Origin of the sequence: Aurantimonas sp. Leaf443, from assembly GCF_001425575.1 — a bacterium.
GTDB lineage: Bacteria > Pseudomonadota > Alphaproteobacteria > Rhizobiales > Rhizobiaceae > Leaf443.
The window spans coordinates 119,885-141,816 of record NZ_LMRD01000008.1 but is presented as its reverse complement, the minus strand read 5'-3'; the positions used below and the strand labels follow the sequence as shown (position 1 = coordinate 141,816).

The window sequence follows — 21,932 nt, the reverse complement described above, 5'->3', positions numbered from 1 at the left end:
GGGAGAGGGGACCCTGCCTATGCTCTGGGAACCTGAAGCGTGCCGACGGCTTTCGACGAAGAGACTGCGATGGGTGATCTGACGATCCACGGAATCGACGATGACGTGATCCGGCGCCTGGAACTGCGCGCCGCTGCGAGGGGACGTTCGCTCGACGACGAGTTGCGCCTCTCCCTCGACCGCCTCAGCCGGGACGAGGACCGGTCCGCAGGACGCGTGAAAGGCGAGGCGTCCGACGACGAGCGCGAGGCGCGCCTTCGTCGTATCCTCGCGCTGGGACGACCGCTGGACGCGCCTTTCGATCTGAAGGCCTATTCGGACGCCTTGTCGGACGGGACGGAATGATCGTCGTCGACACGTCGGCGATCGTCGCGATCCTGCAGGGCGAGCCCGAAGCCCGTGCGATCGCCGAATGCGCGGACCGGCAGCCGGCCGTCATGTCCGCCGGCACGGCCGTCGAGCTCTCGATCGTCGTCCTCTCTCGTTGGGGCGAGGACGGGTTGCTGCGCATCCGCGCCATCTCGTCCGAACTCGCCCTCGAGATCGTCCCGGTCGACGCGCTTCAGGTCGATCTGGCCACGGACGCCTACCGGCGCTACGGCCGCGGCTCGGGGAGCCCGGCGCGCCTCAACTTCGGCGACTGCTTCTCCTACGCGCTCGCGCGCGCCCTCGACAGGCCGCTCCTCTTCAAGGGCGACGACTTTCCCCACACGGACGTGACGTCCGCGCTAGGTTCCTCATGACACTCGCCGGCAAGCGCATCCTTCTCGTCGTCGGCGGCGGCATCGCCGCCTACAAGGCGCTCGACCTGATCCGTCGCCTCCGTGAGCGCGGGGCGAGCGTCGTGCCCGTGATGACGGCGGGCGCGCGCGAATTCGTCACCCCGCTCGCGGTCGGCGCGCTGTCGGGCGGGCACGTCTTCACCGATCTCTTCGACCGGCAGGACGAGCAGGATGTCGGCCATATCCGTCTCGCGCGCGACTGCGACGCGGTGCTCGTCGCCCCCGCCACGGCCAATCTGATGGCGCGGGCCGCGGCCGGCGCAGCCGACGATCTGGCCGGCGCGGTGCTCCTGGCGACGCGCGCGCCCGTCCTCATGGCGCCGGCGATGAACCCGGCCATGTGGAGCCATCCCGCCACGCGCCGCAACGCCGCGACGCTCGCCGCCGACGGCATCGCCTTCGTGGGGCCGGCAACGGGCGAGATGGCCGAGGCCGGCGAGGCGGGTGCCGGGCGTCTCGCCGAGCCGCTCGGGATCGTCGCTGCGCTGGAGGCGATGCTCGACGCGCGCGCTTCCCGCACGGCCGGGGCGCGGCCGACGCCGGACGGACCGCTTACCGGCCGCCGCATCCTCGTCACCTCCGGGCCGACGCACGAGCCGATCGATCCCGTGCGCTACATCGCCAACCGCTCCTCCGGCCGCCAGGGCCATGCGATCGCCGCCAGCCTCGCCCGGCTCGGCGCGAGCGTCCATCTCGTCAGCGGGCCGGTGACGATCGCAGATCCCGAGGGCGTGCGCGTGACCCGCGTCGAGACCGCGCGCCAGATGCAGGCGGCGGTGGAGGCGGACCTGCCGGCGGACGCCGCCGTCTTCGTCGCCGCCGTCGCCGACTGGCGCGTCGCCGAGGAGGGCCTTCGCAAGATGAAGAAAGGGGAGGGCGGCCCGCCGCCCCTCGCCCTCGTGGAGAATCCCGACATTCTCGCCGGCGTCGGCCACGGTTCCAGCCGGCCGACGCTCGTCGTCGGCTTTGCCGCCGAGACGCACGATCTCATCGCCAATGCGCGGGCCAAGCTCCTGCGCAAGGGTGCCGACCTCATCGTCGCCAACGACGTCTCGCCCGGCACGGGCGTGATGGGCGGCGAGGAGAACACGGTGCATTTCGTCACGCGCGAGGGCGTCTCCACGCTGCCGCGCCTGAAGAAGGAAGCGGTCGCCGACGCGCTGGCGCGCTGGATCGCCGAGGCGCTCGGCCAGAGACCGGGGGAGCCCGCATGACCCGTCCCGCCATCGCCGTCCGCCGCCTTCCCCATGCGAAAGGGCTGGAGCTTCCCGCCTATGCGAGCGCCGGGGCGGCCGGGGCGGACCTGCGCGCGGCCCTCGAGGCGCCGCTCGTGCTTGCGCCCGGCGCCCGCGCCCTCGTGCCGACGGGCCTGTGCTTCGCGCTGCCGGAAGGATACGAGATGCAGGTGCGCCCGCGCTCGGGACTGGCCGTGCGCCACGGGGTCACCGTCCTCAACGCGCCGGGCACGGTCGACTGGGACTATCGCGGCGAGGTGATGGTCGCGCTCGTCAATCTCGGCACCGAACCCTTCGAGATCCGGCGCGGCGAGCGCATCGCGCAGGCCGTGGTCGCGCCCGTCTGCGTGGCGACCTTCGCCGAGGTCGAGGATCTCGGCGAGACGGTGCGCGGCGCGGGCGGCTTCGGCTCCACGGGTCGAGGCTGACCCCCTATCGCGCGAGCAGGCCGTGCCCGCCGGCGGCCGAGAGGCGGTAGCGCCCGCCCTCCGCCTTGAAGGCCGTGAGGACGACGCGGTTCCGGCCGCCCTTCTTGGCGGCGTAGAGATTGGCGTCCGCCTGCCCGTAGAGCGCCGCATAGGTCTGTGCGGAGGCCGAGAACGAGCCGCCGATGCTGACCGACAGGGGCGCCCGCGCCGCGCCGCTTCCAACGGAGAGACGGGCGATCGTGGCCCGGATGCGCTCGGCGACGAGGGCCGCGCTGTCCTGGTTGGTGCAGTTCAGCGCGATGGCGAATTCCTCGCCGCCGATGCGCCCCACGATGTCTCCGCCCCGCAGCGAGCGCTTGAGGGCCGCCGCGATGCCCACCAGCGCCTGGTCGCCGACCGGATGGCCGAGACGGTCGTTGATGCGCTTGAAGTGGTCGGCGTCGACGACGAAGAAGGCGAGGCCGCCCTGCGTCGCGCGGAGGTTCATCGCCTCCATGCGCCGCCGGAACTCGGCCTCGAACCCCTTGCGGTTGAGGACGCCCGTGAGCGGATCGGTGACGGCCACCCGGTGCAGCCCGGAATTGGCCTTCAGCAGCTTCTGCAGGCGCAGGCTGGCATAGAGCATGAAGGGCAGGCCGGTCGCCAGCGTGGCGAGAAGCGCGAAGAGCATGGCCCGCAGCACCACCGTCTCGCCGAGATCGGAGAAGCCGTAGAAGGCCGCCGCGACCGCGCCCACGCACAGGCAGCCGGCGAGGACGAGAAGTTCGGCGATCAGGGTCTGCATCTGCCGGAAGGCGACGGACATGACATCCACTCCCTTGGGCTGGAGAGGCCGGAAGCGGCCGGTAAGCCGTCATTCATCGGCCGCGCGCGTTAAGGTTCCCTTCATGCGATTCCTAAGATGCCGCCGCACCGCCGCTTTTCGAGACGGGGCGGGGCGGGCGGGCGCGCTCGCTTTGCCGGCCGCGAAGGCGCATCATCCGCACGGCCCCGTGGCGGCCTTCGGCAAACCTATTCCCTGCCGGACGGGCGGATTGGATCGCCGGGCCTCAAAAGCGCGGGCGAGGCGCGCTATCTTCACCGCAAAGCCGACTCCGCACGGCGGAGCGAGGGACCGCGAAGGGAAGGACGAGACCCCATGGACACGATCTCCAACGAGACCCCGCCCCGCACGAAGGGCCGCGGGCGCATCTACGATTCCATCATCGACACGATCGGCGACACGCCGCTGGTGAGGCTCGACAAGCTGGCGCGCGAGAAGGGCTCCAGGGCGACGATCCTCGCCAAGCTCGAGTTCTTCAACCCGATCGCCAGCGTCAAGGACCGCATCGGCGTCGCCATGATCGAGGCGCTCGAGGCCGCCGGCCGCATCCAGCCCGGCCGCACGACGCTCGTCGAGCCGACCTCCGGCAATACCGGCATCGCGCTCGCCTTCGCGGCCGCCGCCAAGGGCTATCGCCTGATCCTGACCATGCCCGAGACCATGTCGATCGAGCGGCGCAAGATGCTGCGGCTGCTCGGCGCCGACCTCGTCCTGACCGAGGGTGCCAGGGGCATGAAGGGCGCCATCGCCAAGGCCGAGGAACTCGTCTCCGAGATCCCCGACGCGGTGATGCCCCAGCAGTTCGAGAACCCGGCCAACCCGCAGATCCACCGCGTCACCACGGCCGAGGAGATCTGGAACGACACGGACGGCAAGGTCGACATCTTCGTCGCCGGCATCGGCACGGGGGGCACGATCACCGGCGTCGGGCAGGTGCTGAAGAGCCGCAGGCCCGAGCTGCGGGTGGTGGCGGTGGAGCCCGAGGCCAGCCATGTCCTGTCCGGCGGCGCACCCGGCCCGCACAAGATCCAGGGCATCGGCGCGGGCTTCGCGCCCGCGATCCTCGACCGCGAGGTCTATGACGAGGTGGTCCAGATCTCCAACGAGGAAAGCTTCGAGACCGCGCGCCTCGTCGCCCGGCTCGAGGGCGTGCCCGTCGGCATCTCTTCGGGCGCCGCGCTCGCCGCCGCCCTCAAGGTCGGCGCGCGCGAGGAGAATGCCGGCAAGACCATCGTCGTCATCATCCCCTCCTTCGCCGAGCGCTATCTCTCGACAGCGCTCTTCGAGGGCCTCGTCGACGAGGAGGAGCCGAAGGCCCCGCCGCGCGGCGCGCCGTCGATCTGACGCCCCGGATCGTCAGCCCCGTCCGATCCCGCCTTCGCGCCGGGATCGGACGGGCGCCGGATCCGCGCGGTCGCCGGTGACGCGGCCCTCGCGCTTGCCGGCCGGCGCACCTGACGCATCTTGTCTCGCGGTGCGGGATGCCATCCGCATCCGTTCCGCGCTGCGAGGCCGCTCATGCAAGACCCTTCCTTCCAGGCCTCCGAGCAGTTCCTGAGGACGCTCGCCGACCGGGCCGCGCAGTTCCTGCCGAATCTCTTCGTCGCCGCGCTCATCCTCGTCGCGGGCTTCCTCCTCGCGCGCTGGCTGGGGAGCCTCGTCACGACCGCCTTCGCGCGCGCCGGCCGGCTCGACCCGACGGTGCGCGCGCCGCTCGTCTCGATCGTGCGCTACGGCGTGATCGTGCTGGCGCTCGTGGCGGCGCTCGGGCAGGTCGGGGTCCAGATGACCTCGCTCCTGGCGGTTCTCGGCGCCGCGGGCCTTGCCATCGGCCTCGCCCTGCAGGGCACGCTCGCCAATATCGCGGCCGGCATCATGCTGCTCTGGCTGCGGCCCTTCCGGGTGGGCGACTACGTGGAGACGCAGCTCATCGCCGGCACGGTGCGCGAGATCGGGCTCTTCGTCTGCCATCTGGAGACCTATGACGGGCTCTTCGTCTTCGCGCCCAATTCCACGCTTTGGAACGTCTGGCTGCGCAACCATTCGCGCGCCGGCCACCGGCTCTTCGCCTATCAGGTGACGCTGGCGCGCGCTCTTCCCTTCGAGGAGGCGCGCCGGGCGCTGGAGGGGGCGGCGCGCGAGACCCTGACCGCCGGCCGGGCGCCGACGGCCGAGCCGCTGGCCTTTCTCGACCAGCTGGGCGCCGACAGCCAGATCGTCACCCTGCGCTGCATCGTCGCCGCGGCCGAGGCGGGCGCCGTCCTGCATGCCCTGCCGGAACGCATGCGCGCCGGGCTCCTGACGGCCTTCGGCGAGGCGGGCGGGCCCGTGTCGATCCAGCGCACGGTGCCGGGCGACGCCGACCCGGTGCGCTATGTCGGAGCCGCCCGCGCTGCCTGACCTCGGGCGCGAGGACCGGACGCCCGTCCGACCCGGTCCTGCGGACGGGCCGGTCTCGTCCGAACGGCCGGGCGCCCGCGACCGCCGGCTCCCCGAAACGACTTCGGCCCGCGGATGCGTTCGAGCGCATCGGCGGGCCGTAAGACAGGGCGAAGCCGCTGGAGGCCGGCGAACCGGCCTCGGCGGCGAAGGGGGTGGATGAGCACCCGGTCTGCCGGCCGAAGATCGGCACGGCAGGGGAAGGGTCAGTCGCGACCGCCGGCGCCGGCGCCTGCGCGCGGAGCACCCGCACCCGGCGCGCCGGGACGGATCTTGCGCTTGGCGGCGGGCAGAAGGCCCTCGCGCTGCGCCTGCTTGCGGGCGGCCTTGCGGGCCCGACGGATGGCGTCCTGCTTCTCGCGGACGCGGCGCTCGGACGGCTTCTCGTACGCCCGGCGCGCTTTCATCTCGCGAAACACGCCTTCGCGCTGAAGCTTCTTCTTCAGGACCCGCAGGGCCTGATCGACATTGTTGTCCCGGACTTCGACTTTCAATTCGTCTCCTTCACGAGAGAGGGTTGAGGGGCGTCAAAGGACGCTTGCTAGGCCCTTGATCGCCGGCGATCAATAGAAATCTTACGCCGTGGCCCGCTTCTTGCGGGGCGCGGCCTTCTTCTTGGCGGGAGCGGCGCTCTTGGCCTCTTCCGCCGCGACGGCTTCCTGCGCGAGGCGCAGGGCCTTCAGGCGGGCCGTCTTCTCGTGCGTCGCCTTGACCTCGTCCGCGATGATCATCGTCGCCGAACCCTTGGCACCGCGCTCGGGCGGTGTCGCGAAGGCGGCGTCGGCACGGCTGCGTGCGGTGGCCGACTTGTCCATCCTGGCTCTCGCTTTCGTAAAGGGCGAGACGCCGGACAAACGCGAAGCCGGGATCCTGCCGGGGTGCGGCATCATGCCGGGCCCTTGTGGGAAAGGCGCCGCGGCGTTGTCGCCCCGGCGCCTTCGTTTCAGGTCGAGGGCCCGGGGCTCGAGGAGCCGTCGGGCCGAAGCTCAAGCCTTAGGCGAGCTGGATGTTGACGGCCTTGGGGCCCTTGCCGCGGGCGTCGGGCTCGACGTCGAAGCGGATCTTGTCGCCCTCGTTGATGCCCGAGAGGCCGGCGCGCTCGAGAGCCGACACGTGAAGGAACACGTCCTTCGCGCCGCCCTCGGGCGTCACGAAGCCGAAGCCCTTGGCGGAATTGAAGAACTTGATGGTGCCGGTCTGGCTCATGATTTCGACCTTTCGTCGACTGCCACCCGAATGACTTGCTGGGTGGCGGGAAGACGGCGCGGGATCCGCGACGGACTTCCGGTTTTTGGATGCGCGACGGCAGACCTTGCGGCCTGTCGAACACGCGGGTGGTTTCGGAAGTTCACGTCGTGTCGGTGAAAGGTGGCGTTCCACGGGAGCGCTTCGGCCGTGTGCCGGAGCGGGCGCCGTCATTGCGGCGGCAGTGGAGCGTCGACCAGACCCGGTCAGCAAATGCCCGAGCCCGCTATATGCAGCTTTTCCGCCGCCACTGCAAGGGAGGGGCCGCCCGGGCGCCCGGATGAGACCCTGTTCTCCCGTGTTACCACCTCACCGGCGCCGCGACACGCGCATCGGCAGGCCGCCTTCGGGCTGCACGGTGATGCGCTGCACGACGCCGGGGGGCGTGGCTTCCTCGTAGTCGAAGCGCAGGTCTCGCAGGAGGCAGGCGAGCGCGATCACCCCCTCGTGCAGCGCGAAGCTCGCCCCGATGCACACGCGCGGGCCGACGCCGAAGGGCAGGTACTGGAAGCGGTCGATCCTGTCGCGATTCTCCGGCAGGAAGCGCGCGGGGATGAAGTGGTCCGGCCGGTCCCACAGCATCTCGTGGCGATGGATGAGCCAGGGCATGACGAGGACGGTGGCGCCGGCGGGAATGTCGACGCCCGGCGCCGCGTCGCGCTGGAGCGCCGTGCGGTTCAGCGAGGGGGCGGGCGGATAGAGCCGCAGCGCCTCCTCGAAGGCGGCCCGGGTGTGGACGAGCCTGGTCAGGTAGTCGTCGGCGCTGGTGAGCGTGGGCAGCAGCGCGTCGAGCTCGGCCTCCACCTTGGCGCGCTCGTGCGGGGCCTGGCTGAGGAGATAGAGCGTCCAGGCGAGCGAGCGGGCCGTCGTCTCGTGGCCGGCGCCGATGAAGGTGATGATGTTGTCCTCGATCTCGGCCGAGGAGAGGCCGTCCGCCTTCAGGAGGAGCGTGAGGAGGTCGTTCGGCGCCTTGTCGCCCTCGCGCGCCAGGAGATCGCGCCGCCGCTGCATCGTGTCGGTGATGAGGCGGCGGAAATAGGCCATGGATTTGCGCCCGCGCAGGCGCCGCAGACGCGGCAGGAAGGCGGGCGCGCCCAGAAGGTCGAGCGGGTCGACGCGCCCCATCGAGCTGAGGAACCCTTGCGTGGAGCGCGCGAAGCTTTCCGGGTCGCCGGCGATGTCGTCGGTGAAGAGCGTCGCCTGCAGGATGTCGAAGGTCAGCAGCGTCATCTCGTGGCCGGCGTCGACCTTCTGGCCGTCGCGCGCCTCGAGGCGGGCGCCGAAGGCGGCCGAGCGCGCCTCCATCGTGCGGGTGAAGCCCGTGATGTTGCGCGGCGTGAAGACCGGGGCGATCGCCTTGCGCGTGCGCCGCCAGAGCGCGCCCTCCGCCGTCAGGAGGCCGTCGCGCAGGAGCGGGCGCAGGAGGCGCTGGCGCAGCGGCTGCATCACGTAGTTGGCCGCGTTCTCCACGAGGCAGTGCCGGATCGCCTTCGGATCGTTGATGACGATGTTCGGCACGCCGAGCCAGGAGCCGACGATCACCGGCTCCTTGAAGGCCCGCGAGCCCCAGATCTCGATCGGGTTGCGCGAGGCCGTGCGCAGGAAGCCGACGAAGCCGAGCGGCTCGGTATGGGGCACCGGGGCGGGGGCGCGGAAGGGAGCGGGGGTCGTGTCCATCGGGCAGGGATCCGGTGAGGGCGGGGCGTCGCGCGGCGGCGCGGCGCGTGGCGAGGGGCCGCGGCGGCAGGGCGCAGCGTGCCGGCCGCCGTCCGGCGCATATGGGAGGCGCGCGCCGCTGCGTCGAGCCGGCGCGGCGCCGCGCCACGCCGCGGCCCGGCGCCTGGAAAGGCGTCGCGGCGCTATCATTGCGCGCGCGCGATCCTTATAAAGGGGTCACCTGCGCCGGCCCGTCATCGGGCGGGCGGGTGCGCGGCTCTGCCGCGCCGCAAGCGACTGAAGGAACCTCATGAGCCAAGCCCCGCTGCCGCCGATCGACGAACCGAGCCTCGGCGTTCCCGCCGAATACGGCGCCGACTCGATCAAGGTCCTGAAGGGCCTCGACGCCGTGCGCAAGCGGCCGGGCATGTATATCGGCGACACCGACGACGGCTCGGGCCTGCACCACATGGTCTACGAGGTGGTCGACAACGCCATCGACGAGGCGCTGGCGGGCCACGCCACCCATGTCACCGTGACGCTGAACCCGGACGGCTCCTGCTCGGTCACCGACAACGGCCGCGGCATCCCGACCGACATCCACACCGGCGAGGGCGTCTCGGCGGCCGAGGTCATCATGACCCAGCTCCATGCCGGCGGTAAGTTCGACCAGAACTCCTACAAGGTCTCCGGCGGCCTGCACGGCGTCGGCGTCTCGGTCGTCAACGCGCTCTCGGTCTGGCTGAAGCTCACGATCCGCCGCAAGGGCAAGATCCACGAGATGAGCTTCACCCACGGCGTCGCCGACGGGCCGCTGAAGATCGTGGGCGAGGCGGGCGAGGAGACCGGCACGGCCGTGACCTTCCTGCCCTCGCTCGAGACCTTCAGCGGCGTGACGAATTTCGACTTCGGCACGCTGGAGCACCGGCTGCGCGAACTCGCCTTCCTCAATTCGGGCGTGCGCATCATCCTCACCGACCGGCGCGGCGTCGACGAGAAGCGCACCGAGCTCTTCTACGAGGGCGGCATCGAGGCCTTCGTGCGCTATCTCGACGCCAACCGGAAGCCCTCGCTCGCCAAGCCCATCCAGGTGATGGCCGAGCGCGACGGGATCACGGTCGAGGCTGCGCTGTGGTGGAACGACAGCTACCACGAGAACGTGCTCTGCTTCACCAACAACATCCCCCAGCGCGACGGCGGCACCCATCTCGTGGGCTTCCGCTCGGCGCTGACGCGCCAGGTCATCGGCTATGCCGACAGTTCGGGCATCTCCAAGAAGGAGAAGGTCTCGCTGACGGGCGACGACTGCCGCGAGGGGCTGACCTGCGTCCTCTCGGTGAAGGTGCCCAATCCGAGCTTCTCCTCCCAGACCAAGAACAAGCTCGTCACCGCCGAGGTGCGGCCCGTGGTCGAGAGCGCCATGAACGAGGCGCTGTCGAGCTGGCTGGAGGAGAACCCGAGCGAGGCCAAGATCGTCGTCGGCAAGGTCATCCAGGCCGCCGCCGCCCGCGAGGCGGCCCGCAAGGCGCGCGACACGATCCGCAAGGACGTGCTCAACGTCTCGACCCTGCCCGGCAAGCTCGCCGACTGCCAGGAGAAGGATCCGGCGAAATCCGAGATCTTCATCGTCGAGGGTGATTCCGCCGGCGGCTCGGCCAAGGGGGCGCGCTCGCGCCAGAACCAGGCGATCCTGCCCTTGCGCGGCAAGATCCTGAACGTCGAGCGCGTGCGCTTCGACCGGATGATCTCCTCGGACCAGATCGGCACGCTGATCACCGCGCTCGGCACCGGCATCGGCCATTTCGAGGGCGCCGGCTACGGGTTCGACGCCGACAAGCTGCGCTACCACAAGATCATCATCATGACGGACGCCGATGTCGACGGCGCCCATATCCGCACCCTGCTCCTCACCTTCTTCTTCCGGCAGATGCCCGAGCTCATCGAGCGCGGCCATGTCTACATCGCCCAGCCGCCGCTCTATAAGGTGACGCGCGGCAAGCAGAGCCAGTACCTGAAGGACGAGCGGGCGCTCGAGAACTACCTGATCGAGGGCGGCCTCGAGGACGCGGTGCTGACGCTGGGCTCGGGCGAGAAGCGCTCGGGCCGCGACCTTCGCGCCGTCGTGGAGGACGCGCTGTCGGTGCGCCAGATCCTCGCCGGCCTCCATTCGCGCTACAGCCGGCTCGTCGTCGAGCAGGCCGCCATCGCCGGCGCGCTGAGCCCGGCCGTCGCCGACGACCGCGGCGAGGCCGAGGTCATGGCCGACCGGATCGCCAGGGCGCTCGACGCGGTCGCCGAGGAGACCGAGCGCGGCTGGATCGGCGAGGCGACCGGCGAGGGCGGCTATCGCTTCCAGCGCACGCTGCGCGGCGTCCTGGAGGTGCAGAACGTCGATTCGGCCCTCATCCACTCGTCCGACGCCATCGCCCTCCACCGCCTGTCGGAGCGCCTGAACGAGGTCTACGAGACGCCGACGGTCCTCACCCGCAAGGATGTCGAGCGCCGCCTGACCGGCCCGCTCGACCTCCTGACCGCCGTCTTCGAGGTCGGCCGCAAGGGCATCTCGCTGCAGCGCTACAAGGGCCTCGGCGAGATGAACGCCGAGCAGCTCTGGGAGACGACGCTCGACCCCGAAGTGCGCACCCTCGTCATGGTCCGCATCGCCGACGCCACCGACGCCGACCAGCTCTTCACCCGCCTCATGGGCGACGAGGTCGAACCCCGCCGCGAGTTCATCCAGGACAACGCCCTGCAGGTGTCCAACCTCGACATCTGACGCAGGCGATTGTAGCGAGGCCCGGGACGCCGCCTCCCGCCGGGTCGGTGTCCGACCCGGATCCGAGCCCGGCGGTCCGAGAACGCACGGGCCGTCGCGGCGACCGGGCGGCTCCGTCAGTCGAGCGCGGCGAAGCGTTCCACCGCGTCGGTCGGGCCCGACACGATGAGCAGGTCCCCCGGGTGGACGACCGTTTCGGGCCTCGCATAGTCGAAGTCCGCGTTCGGCCGCTTCACGCCGACCACCGTGACGCCGTGCCGCGAGCGCAGCGCGCTCTCGGCCAGCGTCCGGTTGTGGCTCTCGCGGGGCGCGCGGGTCTTGACGATCGCGAAGCCGTCGTCGAACTCGATGAAGTCGATCATCTTGCCGGTGGCCAGATGGGCGACGCGCTCTCCCATCGCGGCCTCCGGATAGACGACGTGGTGGGCACCGGTGCGCTCGAGAAGCCGCCCGTGCCGCGTCGTCACCGCCTTCGCCCAGATGTCCGGCACGCCGAGCTCGCTGAGCGCGAGGACCGTCATCAGGCTCGCCTCGATATCGGTCCCGATGCCGACCACGGCGCATTCGAAGTCGGCGACGCCCAGCTTGCGCAGCGTCTCGACATTGGTTGTGTCGGCCTGGACCACATGGGTCAGCCGGTCGGCCCATTCCTGGACCAACGTGCCGTCCTCGTCGACGGCCAGCACCTCGTGCCCCAGGCGCACGAGCGACTCCGCCACCGCGCCGCCGAAGCGTCCGAGGCCGATCACCGCAACGCTTCCCTCCCGATCGCCACGCCTAGCCAATGATGGGTCTCTCCTCGGGATAGTGGTAGGGGCGCCGTCCGGCCTTCAAGGCCAACCCCGTCGCGAAGGTTATGGATCCCACCCGGCCGAGAAACATCAGGACGACGAGCACGATCTCCCCGGAGGGCGGAAGCTGCGCCGTGATGCCCGTCGAGAGGCCGACGGTCGCGAAGGCGGACACGACCTCGAACAGGATGGCCTCGAGCGGAAAGTCCGTCACGCTCTCGAGATGGAGCGTCGCCGCCGCCACGATCACGATGGCGGTGACGACGACCGCAAGCGCCTGCCGCTGCACATGCGGGGACACGCGGCGCCGGAACGCGACCGCGTCCGGCTCGCCCCGGATCTCGGACCAGACCGTCAGGAGCAGCACGAAGGCGGTGGAGACCTTGATGCCGCCCGCCGTGCCCGCGCTGCCGCCGCCGACGAACATCAGGGCGATCGTCACGAGGAGCGTCGCGGACGTGAATCCCGCGACGTCGAGCGCGTTGAAGCCGGCGGTGCGCGAGACCACGGAATGGAACAGCGCGCCGAGCACGCGCTCGTGGACCGGGGCGCCGCCGAGCGTCGAGGGGTTCGACCACTCGTAGCCGAGGACGGCAAGCGTGCCGAGGACGAGCAGGACCGCCGAACCCACGAGCGTCGCCTTCGTGTGGACCGTCCATCGGGCCGGCTGTCGGTTGCGCCAGAGGTCGGCGATCACCGGGAAGCCGATGCCGCCGAGCACGACCGCAAGCATGACGGGGCCGAGGAAGAGCCAGTCGGAGGCGAAGCCGACGACATTGTCGCCATAGGTCGAGAAGCCGGCATTGTTGAAGGCCGAGACCGAATGGAACAGGCCGTTCCAGACGGCGTCCGGCCAGGGTTCCCCGTAGGCGAGGCGAAGCCGCAGCGTCAACGCGATCCAGACGAGGATCTCGACGGCAAGGGTGACCACGAGGATCAGTCGGAGCGCCGGGGCGATGTCCCCGATGGAGAGGACGCGGGTCTCGGCGAGGGCGACGAGGCGGGTACGCAGGCCGAGGCGACGGCTGACGAGGACGCCGAGAAGCGTCGCCCCCGTCATGATGCCGAAACCGCCCACCTGGATCAGGGCGAGGATCACGGCCTGCCCGAAGGGCGTCCAGTAGGTGGGGGTGTCGACGACGACGAGGCCCGTGACGCATGCCGCGGAGGTCGCGGTGAACAGAGCCGTCATGACGTCCGCGCCCCCGGGACCGGTGCGGGCGACCGGCAGCATCAGGAGCGCGGTTCCGACGGCGACCGCGATCGCGAAGGACAGCGGGACGAGGCGTGCGGGATGGCGGAGATGATCCCTCAACGCGGGGACGGGTCCGCGGCGAGCCTGTGACCGGGATGGCGGATGCGTGTGTGCATGGGTCGAGGATACCCCGTCGGTGTCCGTCCGCCAGGCCCGGGCGAATCGTGGGGCCGACGCGAAAACTCGTATGGATCCTTTATGCCGATCCGGTCCACTTGGGGAGCGATCCCGAAAGGAGGGCTCGCATGTTCGACCTGATCTACCTGGCCGTGGGGCTGGGCTTCTTCGCCCTGATGGGCGCCTACGCGCGCTGGGCCGGGCAGGCCTGACGATGTTCGACCTCGTCCTCGGCGGCGCCGTCGCGCTCGCCCTCGCCGGATACCTCGTCTACGCCCTCGCGCGTCCCGAGCGGTTCTGATCCCGTCCCGTCTCTGAAAGGCACGTGCCATGACCGTCGTCGGCTGGCTGCAGATCATCCTCATCCTGGCGGCCGTGGTCGCCTTCGCCGTCCCGCTCGGCACCCATATGGGCCGCGTCTTCGCGGGCGAGCGCACCTTCCTCGCCCCCGTGCTCGGCCCCGTCGAGCGCGGCTTCTACCGCGTCTCGGGCATCGATCCCGCCAGAGAGCAGGGTTGGCTCGCCTATACGCTGGCCATGCTCGCCTTCAACGCGGCGGGCTTCCTGCTCCTCTATCTGTTGCTCCGCTTCCAGTCCTTCCTGCCGCTGAACCCGCAGGGTCTTCCGGGCCTGTCGCCGCATCTGGCCTTCAACACGGCCGTGTCCTTCGTGACCAACACGAACTGGCAGAGCTACGGCGGCGAGACGACCATGAGCCATCTCTCGCAGATGGCCGGTCTGACGGTTCAGAACTTCCTCTCGGCCGCGACCGGCATCGCGCTGGCCGTCGCGCTGGTCCGCGCCTTCGCGCGCTCGGGCGCCCGGACCGTCGGCAATTTCTTCACCGACATGACGCGCGCCACGCTCCACGTCCTCCTGCCGCTCGCGCTCGTCACGGGCCTTGCGCAGGTGGCCATGGGGACGCCGCAGACCTTCCAAGCCTCGGCCACGGTGAAAACGCTCGAGGGCGGCGCGCAGACGCTGGCGCTCGGCCCCGTCGCCTCGCAGATCGCCATCAAGCAGCTCGGCACCAATGGCGGCGGCTTCTACAACGCCAACGCCGCACACCCTTACGAGAACCCGTCGCCGCTCTCGAACGCGCTGACGATCTGGCAGATGCTCGTCGTCTCGACCGCGCTGGTCTTCGCCTTCGGCCGGCTGATCGGGGACCGGCGTCAGGCGACCGCGATCCTTTCGGTGATGGCGCTGCTCCTCGTCACGGGCATCGGCGTGGCCTACTGGGCGGAGGCCGCGGGAACGCCGGTCCTCGCCGCCGCCGGGCTCGACCCGTCGGGCGGCAACATGGAGGGCAAGGAGGTCCGTTTCGGCCTCGCCGCCTCCTCGATGTTCGCCGCCGTCACGACGGGCCTGTCGGACGGCGCGGTCAACGCCATGCACGGCTCGTTCACCCCGATCGGCGGCATGGTTCCGATGGTGCTGATCATGCTGGGCGAGATCCTGCCGGGCGGGGTCGGCTCTGGCCTCTACGGCATCCTCGTGATCGCCATCGTCTCGGTCTTCGTGGCGGGCCTCATGGTCGGGCGCACGCCGGAATATCTCGGCAAGAAGATCGAGGCCAAGGAGATGAAGATGGCGATCCTCGCGATCCTCGTCCTGCCGACCGCGATCCTCGGCTTCTCGGCGGTCTCCGCCGTCCTGCCCATCGCCCTGTCGGGCCTCGGCAATGCCGGGCCGCACGGCCTGTCGGAGATCTACTACGCCTACGCCTCGGCGGCGGGCAACAACGGCTCGGCCTTCGGCGGCCTGTCGGCGAACTCGCCCTGGTGGAACACGACGCTGGGTCTCGCCATGCTGCTCGGTCGCTTCGCCTATATCGTGCCGATGATGGCGATCGCCGGCTCGCTCGTCGAAAAGCCCAAGCTGGCGCCCTCGAGCGGCACCTTCCCGACGCACGGACCGCTCTTCGTGGGGCTCCTCGCCGGCATCATCCTGATCCTCGGCGGCCTCCAGTTCTTCCCGGCCCTCGCCCTCGGCCCCATCGCCGAACAGGTGCAGATGCGGGCCGGCAAGACCTTCTGACGCCCTCCCGACGCCTTCCGGGCGGCCCGACACGACGCGCCGGGCCGCCCGGCCGATCCGTCCCCCATTCCCGTCGGTCCCGTCCGGACCCGACCACAAGGACATTCCCCATGGCTGCCAAGGCCGCAACGTCCACCCTCCGGCCCGACCTCGTCGGCCGGGCCACGGTCGACGCCTTCAAGAAGCTCAATCCCGTCGCCCTCATGCGCAACCCGGTGATCTTCGTCACCGAAGCGGTGGCGGCGGTCGTCACCGTCCTCTTCGCGCGCGACCTCCTCGCCGGCCATCCGCTCCTCTTCACCGGCCAGATCATGGCCTGGCTCTGGTTCACGGTGCTGTTCGCCAACTTCGCCGAAGCCATCGCGGAAGGGCGCGGCCGGGCGCAGGCCGACTCGTTGCGCAAGGCGCGCACCGACACGGTGGCCAAGCGCATGGCCTCGGCCAAGGACCGCACCTTCATCCGGCCCGTCTCGGCGCTCGACCTCAAGGTCGGCGACCACGTCCTCGTCGAGGCCGGCGACCTCGTGCCGGGCGACGGCGAGATCGTGGAGGGCATCGCCTCGGTGAACGAGGCGGCGGTGACGGGCGAGTCCGCGCCGGTGATCCGCGAGGCCGGCGGCGACCGCTCGGCGGTGACCGGCGGCACCACCGTCGTCTCCGACTGGCTCGTCGTTCGCATCACGGCGGCCGCGGGGTCCTCCTTCCTCGACCGCATGATCGCGCTCGTCGAGGGCGCCCAGCGGCAGAAGACGCCGAACGAGCTGGCCCTCACCATCCTCCTCGTCGGCATGACGCTGATCTTCCTCGTCGCCGTCGTCACGCTGACCGGTCTCTCGGCCTACAGCCGGGCCGTCCTCTCGGTGCCGATCCTCGTCGCCCTGCTCGTGACGCTGATCCCGACGACGATCGGCGGCCTCCTCTCGGCCATCGGCATCGCCGGCATGGACCGCCTGATCCGGCACAACGTCCTCGCCATGTCCGGCAGGGCGGTGGAAGCGGCGGGCGACGTGGACACGCTCCTCCTCGACAAGACGGGCACGATCACCTTCGGCAACCGCATGGCGTCGGAGTTCGTCGCGGTGCAGGGCGTGACGGAGATCGAGGCCGCCCGGATCGCGGTCCAGGCCTCGCTGACGGACGAGACGGCGGAGGGGCGCTCGATCCTCCTGCTGGCCCGGGAGACATATGGCATCGCCGTTCCCGACGCGCCGCAGGCCGACGCCACATTCGTCCCCTTCTCGGCCGCGACGCGCCTGTCCGGCGTCGACCGGGGCGGCGGGCGCATCCGCAAGGGCGCGGTCGACGCGATCCGCGGGTTCGTGCGCGAAAGCGCCGGAAGCGACGTTGCCGAGCCCGCCGCCTTCACGGCCGCCGTCGAACGGATCGCCAAGTCCGGCGGCACGCCCCTCGGCCTTGCCGAGAACGGCCGCTACATCGGCGTCATCCACCTGAAGGACGTCGTGAAGCCCGACATCAAGGAGCGGTTCGCCGAGCTGCGCCGCATGGGGATCCGCACCGTGATGGTGACCGGCGACAATCCGGTGACCGCCGCCGCCATCGCCTCCGAAGCCGGCGTCGACGACTTCATCGCGGAAGCCACCCCGCAGGACAAGCTGAACTACATCCGCAACGAGCAGCGCCAGGGACGGCTCGTCGCCATGTGCGGCGACGGCACCAACGACGCGCCCGCGCTCGCCCAGGCCGATGTCGGCGTCGCCATGCAGACGGGCACCCAGGCCGCCCGCGAGGCCGGCAACATGGTGGACCTCGATTCCGATCCGACCAAGCTGATCGAGATCGTGGGCATCGGCAAGCAGCTCCTGATGACGCGCGGGAGCCTGACCACCTTCTCCATCGCCAACGACGTGGCGAAGTACTTCGCCATCATCCCGGCGCTGTTCATCGCGGCGATCCCCGAACTCGGCGTCCTCAACGTGATGCGCCTCGCGACGCCGGAAAGCGCGATCCTCTCGGCGGTGATCTTCAACGCGCTGGTCATCGTGGCGCTGATCCCGCTGGCGCTGCGCGGCGTGCCCTACCGGGCGATGGACGCCGCCACCGTCCTGCGCCGCAACCTCCTGATCTACGGCCTCGGCGGCATCCTCGTGCCCTTCGTCGGCATCAAGCTGATCGATCTCGCCGTCTCCGCCCTCGGCCTCGCCTGAACCTTTTCACGGATCTCTTCCCATGCTCTCCCAACTGCGCGCCGCAGCCACGCTCCTCGGCATCCTCACGATCCTCCTCGGGATCCTCTACCCCGCCGCCATGACCGCGATCGCGGGCGTCGCGATGCCCGAGCAGGCCCATGGCAGCCTCGTGACGCGTGACGGGCGGCCGGTCGGCTCCTCGCTGATCGGACAGGCCTTCACGCAACCGGAATACCTTCAGGGGCGCCCGTCGGCCGCCGGCAGCGGCTACGACGCCTCCGCCTCCTCGGGCACCAACCTCGGCCCCACCAGCGCCAGGCTGGCCGAGCGCCTGAAGACCGACGGCGCGGCGATGACATCCGCGACGGGCGCGAGCCGGCTTCCGGCCGACGCGATCACCACATCCGGCTCGGGCCTCGACCCGGACGTCTCGCCGGCCTATGCCGACCTCCAGGTCGCCCGCATCGCGGGGGCGCGGGGCGTCGAGGCCGACATCGTTCGCCGCGTGATCGCCGCCAACTCGGCGAGCCGCACGCTGGTCGTCCTCGGCGAGCCGCGCGTCAACGTGCTGGCCGTGAACCTCGCGCTCGACGCTGCCGCCCCGATGCCGTCGGCCCCTGCCGCCGGCACGCCGACGGCCTCGGTCGCGACGCCGGCGAACTGACGTTTCCCGCGGTCCGGGCAGCCCGACCGCACCGCTTGCCATGGCGGCGCGGAGGAGGGCCCTCCGCGCCGAACCCCGTTTCCGGGTCGGCCGCCCGGCCCCCGGCCAGATCCGGACCCAAGACGATGCAGGACGACGCGCCGCGAGCCTCACCGGACGCCCTTCTCGCCGACGCCGAGCGCGAGGGACGGGGCAGGCTGCGGCTGTTCCTCGGGGCGGCTCCCGGCGTCGGCAAGACCTACGCCATGCTGGGCGCCGCGCGCGCCGCCAGGGCCGGGGGACGCGACGTCCTCGTCGGCATCGTCGAGACGCATGGCCGCGCCGACACCGAGGCCATGGTCGCCGACCTCGAGGTGCTGCCGCGCAAGTCTATTCCCTACAAAGGGCGGCTGGTCCCCGAGTTCGACATCGACGCGGCGCTCGCCCGCCGCCCGCAGCTTCTCCTCGTCGACGAATACGCCCATTCCAACGTCGAGGGCTCGCGTCACGCCAAGCGCTGGCAGGACGTCGCCGAATGCCTGAAGGCGGGCATCGACGTCTGGACCACGATGAACGTCCAGCATATCGAGAGCCTGAACGACGTGGTCCAGCGGATCACGGGCGTGCGCGTGCGCGAGACCGTGCCCGACCCGACGCTGGAGATGGCCGACGAGATCGTGCTCGTCGATCTTCCGTCCGACGAGCTGATCCGGCGGCTGGCCGAGGGCAAGGTCTATGTCGAGGACACGGCCACCCGCGCGACGCAGAACTTCTTCAGGCCATCCAACCTCACCGCCCTGCGCGAGCTGGCGCTGCGCCAGGTGGCGGCGCAGGTCGACAGCGACCTCGTCGAGCGCATGCAGGGCGGGGCGATCGAGGGCCCCTGGGCGGCCGGCGAGCGGCTTCTCGTCTGCATCGGGCCGGACGCGCAGGCCGAGCGCCTCGTGCGCGAGGGCAAGCGCCTTTCCGACCTTCTCGACGCGCCCTGGTTCGCCGTGACGATCGAGCGTCCGGGCACGACGCCGGAACCGTCCGACGCGTCCCGTCTCCACGCTTCCCTTCGACTCGCCAAGAGCCTCGGCGCCGAGACGCACAGCCTGGTCGCGAGCGACCTGCCGGCCGAGATCCTGCGCTTCTCGCGGTTCGAGAACGTCACCCGGATCGTCGTCGGCAAGGCGCGGTCGCGCCGCCTCAAGCTGCCCTGGTCCGAGGGGAACCTCGCCGATGCCCTCGTGCGCCGGGCAAGGGGCGTCTCGGTGCTCGTCCTGACCGAGAGCGGGGCGGCACCGCGCCGGGACTGGCCCTGGCCGGAGGCAGGGAGCCGGATCGGCTACGGAGCGGCCGTCGTCTCCGTCGCCCTCGCCACCCTCCTCGGCACGGAGCTGGTCCGCCACGTGTCGCTTCCCAACGTCTCCATGCTCTACCTGCTGGCCGTGCTGGCACCCGCCCTGCTCTACGGCGTCTGGTCGGCGGTGTTCGCCTCGTTCCTCTCGTTCGGAGCCTACAACTTCTTCTTCATCGACCCGCGGGGCACGTTCACCGTCGCACGGCCGCACGAGGTCCTGGCCTTGATCATCTTCCTGATCATCGCCGTCGCGATCTCCGCGGTCGCCGGGCAGGCCCGCGAGCAGATGCGGGCCTCGGCCCGTCGCACCCGGGCCGCCCGGCGTCTCTACGAGTTCACCCGCACCCTGTCGGCGCTTCCCGACGTCGGGGCCGTCGCCGATGCGGCCGCGACCGAAATCAACGCGGCGACCGGCAGGCCGGTGACGATCCTGCGGCCGGACGGGGAGGACCTTGCCATCGCCGCCGCCTGGCCGCCGGACGACCGCCTCGACGTTCCCGCGCGGACCGCCGCGCGCTGGGCTCACGAGCATGGCGAGACGGCAGGGGCCGGGACGCAGACGCTTCCCTCCAGCGGCTGGACGTTCCTTCCATTGACGGTTCAGGACAGCAAGGTCGGGGTCCTCGGGATCGAGCGGCCCGCCAATGCCGGCCCCCTCGACGCGGAGGTCGGGACGCTCCTCTCGGCCTTGGCGGAACAGACCGCCGCAGCCCTCCACCGCGCGCTCCTGTCGACCGAGATGCGCAGCGTGCGGACGGCGGCCGAGACCGAGCGCGTGCGGAACATCCTCCTCGCCTCGATCAGCCACGACTTCCGCACCCCGCTCGCCTCCATCCTCGGCTCCGCCACGGCGCTGATCGAGTATCGCGACCGCCTCGACGTCGCCGCGCGCGACGACCTCCTCGCCCAGGTGCGCGACGAGGCGCTGCATCTCGACCAGATGGTCCGCAACCTCCTGTCGATGACCCGCCTGGAGGCGGGGGCGCTCGAGATCACCAGGGACTGGGTCGACATCCGCGAGATGCTGGACAGGCAGGTCGACCAGGCCCGCCGACGCGGCGCGACCCAGCGCTTCCTCGTCGACCTGCCGTCGCAGCCGATCCTCGCTTACGGGGACGGAACGCTCCTCGACCAGGCCGTCGGCAACGTCGTCGGCAACGCCGTCAAGCATGGGGGGGCGAACGCCACCGTGACCCTGCGGGCGCGGGCGGAACCCGGCACCGTCGCGATCGAGATCCGCGACGACGGACCCGGCGTCCCGCCGGACCTGCGCGCGCATGTCTTCGAGAAGTTCACGCGGCTGCGCGCCTCGGCTGCGGATGGCGGCGACAGCGCGGGCCTCGGCCTTGCCATCACCAGGGGCATCGTCGAGGCGCATGGCGGCACGGTCGAACTGCTGCCTCCCGACGCGTCCGGCCCGCGCGGGGCCGCCTTCCTCATCCGCCTGCCTTCCGAACATCCGGCGACGCCATGACCCAGCCCACCATCCTCGTCGTCGACGACGAGCCCGCCATCCACCGCTTCCTCAAGCCCGTCCTGACCGCCGAGGGCTATCACGTCGTCCAGGCCCGGACGGCGACGGACGCTCTGAAGCTCGCGGCGGACGCGCGGCCCGATGCGGTGGTGCTCGACCTCGGCCTTCCCGACCTCGACGGCAAGGAGGTCATCCGCCGCCTCCGGCGGGACTCGGCCGTGCCGATCGTGGTCCTGTCGGCGCGCGACCGGGAGACGGAGAAGGTGCAGGCGCTGGACCTCGGCGCCGACGACTATGTCGAGAAGCCGTTCGGGGTCGGGGAACTGATGGCGAGGCTGAGGGCGGCCCTGCGGCACGCGAAGCCGAGGGCGGACCAGGGCATCCTCGCCGCGCAGGATGTCGAGGTCGACCTTGGCGCCCATGTCGTCAGGCGGGCCGGCTCGCAGGTCCGCCTCACGCGTCGCGAGTTCGACGTCCTCGCCGTGCTCCTGCGCAACGCCGGGAAGGTCGTCACCCACGCCGAGCTCCTGCGCGAGGTCTGGGGATCGGCGAATGCGGGCGACACCCAGTACCTGCGCGTCTATGTGGGGCAGATCCGGCAGAAGCTCGAGCACGACCCGGCCGCGCCGCGCCTGATCCTGACCGAACCCGGCATCGGCTACCGGCTGGTCTGAGGGAGGACGGCAGGGCGCCGACGCGCCGGTGCCTGCCGGGCACGATGCGCGGAACCTGTGCC

The 21,932-nt window shown here is 70.9% G+C and carries 19 protein-coding genes; 12 read left to right on the top strand and 7 right to left on the bottom strand.

Annotation, left to right across the window (positions count from 1 at the left end; translation table 11 throughout):
* Positions 1-39: 39 nt before the first annotated feature.
* From ASG48_RS12060 to dut, 4 genes are read left to right on the top strand one after another with little or no spacing between them, the layout of a single operon-like run.
* Positions 40-345 (top strand): hypothetical protein, encoded by a 306-nt coding sequence (locus ASG48_RS12060; RefSeq protein ID WP_156381581.1) that lies wholly within the window; start codon positions 40-42, stop codon positions 343-345.
* Positions 342-743: a type II toxin-antitoxin system VapC family toxin gene (locus ASG48_RS12055; RefSeq protein ID WP_055849996.1), complete on the top strand. Its 402-nt coding sequence runs from the start codon at positions 342-344 to the stop codon at positions 741-743. The genes ASG48_RS12060 and ASG48_RS12055 overlap by 4 nt, the downstream gene beginning before the upstream one ends.
* The gene (gene coaBC / locus ASG48_RS12050; protein WP_055849994.1) at positions 740-1,996 is read left to right on the top strand and encodes a bifunctional phosphopantothenoylcysteine decarboxylase/phosphopantothenate--cysteine ligase CoaBC; all 1,257 of its coding nucleotides are present in this window, start codon (positions 740-742) and stop codon (positions 1,994-1,996) included. The genes ASG48_RS12055 and coaBC overlap by 4 nt, the downstream gene beginning before the upstream one ends.
* Positions 1,993-2,445: a dUTP diphosphatase gene (gene dut / locus ASG48_RS12045; protein ID WP_055849992.1), complete on the top strand. Its 453-nt coding sequence runs from the start codon at positions 1,993-1,995 to the stop codon at positions 2,443-2,445. The genes coaBC and dut overlap by 4 nt, the downstream gene beginning before the upstream one ends.
* A 4-nt stretch (positions 2,446-2,449) precedes the next feature.
* Here the strand turns inward: dut and ASG48_RS12040 are convergent, their stop codons facing one another.
* Complete coding sequence (locus ASG48_RS12040) at positions 2,450-3,250, bottom strand: GGDEF domain-containing protein (RefSeq protein WP_055849989.1); 801 nt, start codon at positions 3,248-3,250, stop codon at positions 2,450-2,452.
* A 333-nt stretch (positions 3,251-3,583) separates the two neighbouring features.
* Between ASG48_RS12040 and cysK the strand changes: the two genes are divergently transcribed.
* A complete protein-coding gene (gene cysK / locus ASG48_RS12035; RefSeq protein ID WP_055849987.1) occupies positions 3,584-4,612 on the top strand; it encodes a cysteine synthase A in 1,029 nt (342 codons plus the stop codon).
* Positions 4,613-4,786: 174 nt separating this feature from the next.
* Positions 4,787-5,668 carry a mechanosensitive ion channel gene (locus ASG48_RS12030; RefSeq protein WP_055849985.1) on the top strand — a complete coding sequence of 294 codons (882 nt, stop codon included), beginning with the start codon at positions 4,787-4,789 and terminating at the stop codon, positions 5,666-5,668.
* Between the two features lie 245 nt (positions 5,669-5,913).
* Here the strand turns inward: ASG48_RS12030 and rpsU are convergent, their stop codons facing one another.
* The 4 genes from rpsU to ASG48_RS12010 all read right to left on the bottom strand — a co-directional run bounded on the left by rpsU (position 5,914) and on the right by ASG48_RS12010 (position 8,629).
* Positions 5,914-6,201 (bottom strand): 30S ribosomal protein S21, encoded by a 288-nt coding sequence (gene rpsU / locus ASG48_RS12025; protein ID WP_055849983.1) that lies wholly within the window; start codon positions 6,199-6,201, stop codon positions 5,914-5,916.
* Between the two features lie 81 nt (positions 6,202-6,282).
* Complete coding sequence (locus ASG48_RS12020; RefSeq protein ID WP_055849981.1) at positions 6,283-6,522, bottom strand: hypothetical protein; 240 nt, start codon at positions 6,520-6,522, stop codon at positions 6,283-6,285.
* A gap of 178 nt (positions 6,523-6,700) precedes the next feature.
* On the bottom strand, positions 6,701-6,913 hold the full coding sequence (locus tag ASG48_RS12015; RefSeq protein ID WP_055849979.1) for a cold-shock protein: 213 nt from the start codon (positions 6,911-6,913) through the stop codon (positions 6,701-6,703).
* A gap of 348 nt (positions 6,914-7,261) precedes the next feature.
* The gene (locus ASG48_RS12010) at positions 7,262-8,629 is read right to left on the bottom strand and encodes a cytochrome P450 (protein WP_055849977.1); all 1,368 of its coding nucleotides are present in this window, start codon (positions 8,627-8,629) and stop codon (positions 7,262-7,264) included.
* A 289-nt stretch (positions 8,630-8,918) separates the two neighbouring features.
* Between ASG48_RS12010 and gyrB the strand changes: the two genes are divergently transcribed.
* Positions 8,919-11,384: a DNA topoisomerase (ATP-hydrolyzing) subunit B gene (gyrB, locus tag ASG48_RS12005; protein WP_055849975.1), complete on the top strand. Its 2,466-nt coding sequence runs from the start codon at positions 8,919-8,921 to the stop codon at positions 11,382-11,384.
* Positions 11,385-11,500: 116 nt separating this feature from the next.
* Here gyrB and ASG48_RS12000 read toward each other — a convergent pair whose 3' ends face one another.
* Entirely contained in the window at positions 11,501-12,133 is a 633-nt protein-coding gene (locus ASG48_RS12000; protein ID WP_244486893.1) for a TrkA family potassium uptake protein, read from the bottom strand.
* 28 nt (positions 12,134-12,161) lie between these two features.
* On the bottom strand, positions 12,162-13,490 hold the full coding sequence (locus ASG48_RS11995) for a potassium transporter TrkG (RefSeq protein ID WP_055849971.1): 1,329 nt from the start codon (positions 13,488-13,490) through the stop codon (positions 12,162-12,164).
* 387 nt (positions 13,491-13,877) lie between these two features.
* Here ASG48_RS11995 and kdpA point away from each other — a divergent pair, with 387 nt between their 5' ends.
* The 5 genes from kdpA to ASG48_RS11970 all read left to right on the top strand — a co-directional run bounded on the left by kdpA (position 13,878) and on the right by ASG48_RS11970 (position 21,870).
* Complete coding sequence (gene kdpA, locus ASG48_RS11990; RefSeq protein ID WP_055849970.1) at positions 13,878-15,587, top strand: potassium-transporting ATPase subunit KdpA; 1,710 nt, start codon at positions 13,878-13,880, stop codon at positions 15,585-15,587.
* A 110-nt stretch (positions 15,588-15,697) separates the two neighbouring features.
* Positions 15,698-17,752 (top strand): potassium-transporting ATPase subunit KdpB, encoded by a 2,055-nt coding sequence (gene kdpB, locus ASG48_RS11985; protein WP_055849968.1) that lies wholly within the window; start codon positions 15,698-15,700, stop codon positions 17,750-17,752.
* Between the two features lie 22 nt (positions 17,753-17,774).
* Positions 17,775-18,398: a potassium-transporting ATPase subunit KdpC gene (gene kdpC, locus ASG48_RS11980; protein ID WP_055849967.1), complete on the top strand. Its 624-nt coding sequence runs from the start codon at positions 17,775-17,777 to the stop codon at positions 18,396-18,398.
* A 125-nt stretch (positions 18,399-18,523) separates the two neighbouring features.
* Positions 18,524-21,196, top strand: coding sequence for a sensor histidine kinase KdpD (locus tag ASG48_RS11975; protein ID WP_055849965.1), 2,673 nt, complete (start codon positions 18,524-18,526; stop codon positions 21,194-21,196).
* Positions 21,193-21,870 (top strand): response regulator, encoded by a 678-nt coding sequence (locus tag ASG48_RS11970; RefSeq protein ID WP_055849963.1) that lies wholly within the window; start codon positions 21,193-21,195, stop codon positions 21,868-21,870. Before ASG48_RS11975 ends, ASG48_RS11970 begins: the two co-directional genes overlap by 4 nt.
* Positions 21,871-21,932 lie beyond the last annotated feature (62 nt).